The following is a 2,024-nucleotide window of genomic DNA, read 5'->3' on the forward strand; positions in this document are numbered from 1 at the left end:
CGCGACCTCCTCGGAGGTCTTTTTGAACTCCTCGAACTTTCGGCCCATGTTCTTGAACAATCCCATCGTCTTTTACTGAGGGGTATCGGAAGGATAAGTCTTGGTGAGGTGAGAACTCCTGCCGTAAGTATAAGAAAAATTATGAATGCGGACGATTTAACTGCGGACGGAACACGAACATTGTGATATATTCTCACACTTGGCTGTACCTCACACCGGACCTATTTGGCGTGTACTTTAGGACCACTTCTGAGTATGGCATGGTATGACGAAACCCGATTTGGACCGGTTTACTTCGCGACGTTCGACCGTTTATGCACCGAACGGCGTCGTCGCTACCAGCCAACCGCTCGCCTCGCAGGCGGGCGTCTCGATTCTACAGCAGGGGGGAAACGCGTTCGACGCTGCCGTCGCAACCGCCGCCGCACTCAACGTGGTGGAGCCGACGAGCACCGGCCTCGGTGGGGACGTGTTCGCGCTCTATCGCACCGCCGACGGGGAAGTCGGCGCGATGCGGAGTTGCGGCGGCGCGCCCGCCGAGGCGACCATCGAGAACGTTCGCTCGTCCCTGCGGAACCACGACGACCCTTCGGACTGGTATCCCGAAAACCGTGGCTACGCCGTCGATGGCTCGGAAGACACGGACGACCTCGAAATGCCGTTTCTCGGACCGCACGCCGTCACCGTCCCCGGAACCGCCCGCGGGTGGGAAGCGACGGTCGAGCGGTTCGGAAATCTGTCGCTCGGCGACACGCTCCAACCCGCCATCGATTACGCCATCGACGGCTATCCCGTCTCGGAAGTCATCGCCTCACACTGGGTGGGCGCAGAAACCCTCTTCGAAACTGATCACGCGCGCGAGGCGTATCTGAACGACGGGACGGCACCGAAAGCGGGCGAGACGATGGCGCTCCCGCGTCTCGGTGAGAGCCTCCGCCGAATCGCCGAGGAGGGTGCGGACGTGCTGTACGAGGGTGAAATCGGCGAGAAAATCGTCGAAGAGGTCCAGTCACAGGGTGGATTCCTCACCGTCGAGGACCTCGCCGACTTCGAACCCGAATTCCCGGACCCCGTCTCGACGACCTACAACGGAACGGAGATTTACGAACTGCCGCCGAACAATCAGGGTCTCATCGCGCTCGAAGCGCTCAATATCGCCGAACAGGTCGGGGCGGGCGAGCACCCCATCGATTCCCCCGAGCGAGTTCACTACTTCGCGGAGGCGATGAAACTCGCGTTCCACGACGGCCACCGCTACATTACCGACCCCGAATACGAGGAAATCCCACCCCTCGAATCCGATTCGTGGGCGAAAAAACGCGCGAACCACGTCGGCGAGACCGCGAACCACGACGTCTCCTTCGGCGTCCCCGACGCGAACGCCGAGGACGCGGATACCGTCCTGCTCTGTGTCGCGGACGGCGAGGGGAACGTCGTTTCGTTCATCAACTCTCGCTTTGCCGGGTTCGGGTCCGGACTGGTCGCCGGGGATACGGGTATCGCGCTCCAGAACCGCGGCGCGTCGTTCTCGCTCGATCCGGACCACCCGAACAGCCTCGAACCGGGGAAACGCCCGTTCCACACCCTGATTCCCGCGCTGGCGAAGTTCGGGGAGGACGACTGGGCCGCCTTCGGCGTGATGGGTGGCTACATGCAACCGCAAGGTCACGTCCAAGTCATCTCGAACATCGTGGATCACGGTTTGCCCCTTCAGGCCGCGCTCGACCTTCCACGCTGGCGGTATCGTGAGGACGGAACGCTCGCCGTCGAAGGTCGGATGGACGGTAACCTCAGCACGAAACTCACCCGAAAAGGCCACGACGTGCGCGTCCTCGCACCGGTGCTCTTCGGCGGCGCACAGATCGTGAGAAACGAAAACGGCGTCCTCTCCGGCGCGACCGAACCGCGAAAGGACGGCAACGCCACCGGCTACTGAGTTATTCTTCCTCTTCCTCTTCCTCTTCCTCTTCCTCTTCCTCTTCCTCTTCCTCTTCCTCTTCCTCTTCCTCTTCCTCTTCCTCTTC

The 2,024-nt window shown here is 61.5% G+C and carries 2 protein-coding genes; both read left to right on the forward strand.

Annotated features, from left to right (window positions below; translation table 11 throughout):
* Window positions 1–186, forward strand: a 186-nt coding sequence (locus tag WBV42_RS02595; protein ID WP_423984651.1) for a hypothetical protein, incomplete at its 5' end; no start/stop codon positions are given.
* Between the two features lie 79 nt (window positions 187–265).
* Window positions 266–1,936 (forward strand): gamma-glutamyltransferase family protein, encoded by a 1,671-nt coding sequence (locus WBV42_RS02600; protein WP_423984652.1) that lies wholly within the window; start codon window positions 266–268, stop codon window positions 1,934–1,936.
* Window positions 1,937–2,024 lie beyond the last annotated feature (88 nt).

Source organism: Haladaptatus sp. (genome assembly GCF_049589095.1).
Classification (GTDB): Archaea; Halobacteriota; Halobacteria; order Halobacteriales; family Haladaptataceae; genus Haladaptatus.

What these genes read in the sequence shown, in the direction of transcription:
- WBV42_RS02600 (WP_423984652.1), top strand. Translation starts at nt 266, where the DNA reads ATGACGAAACCCGATTTGGACCGGTTTACTTCGCGACGTTCGACCGTT.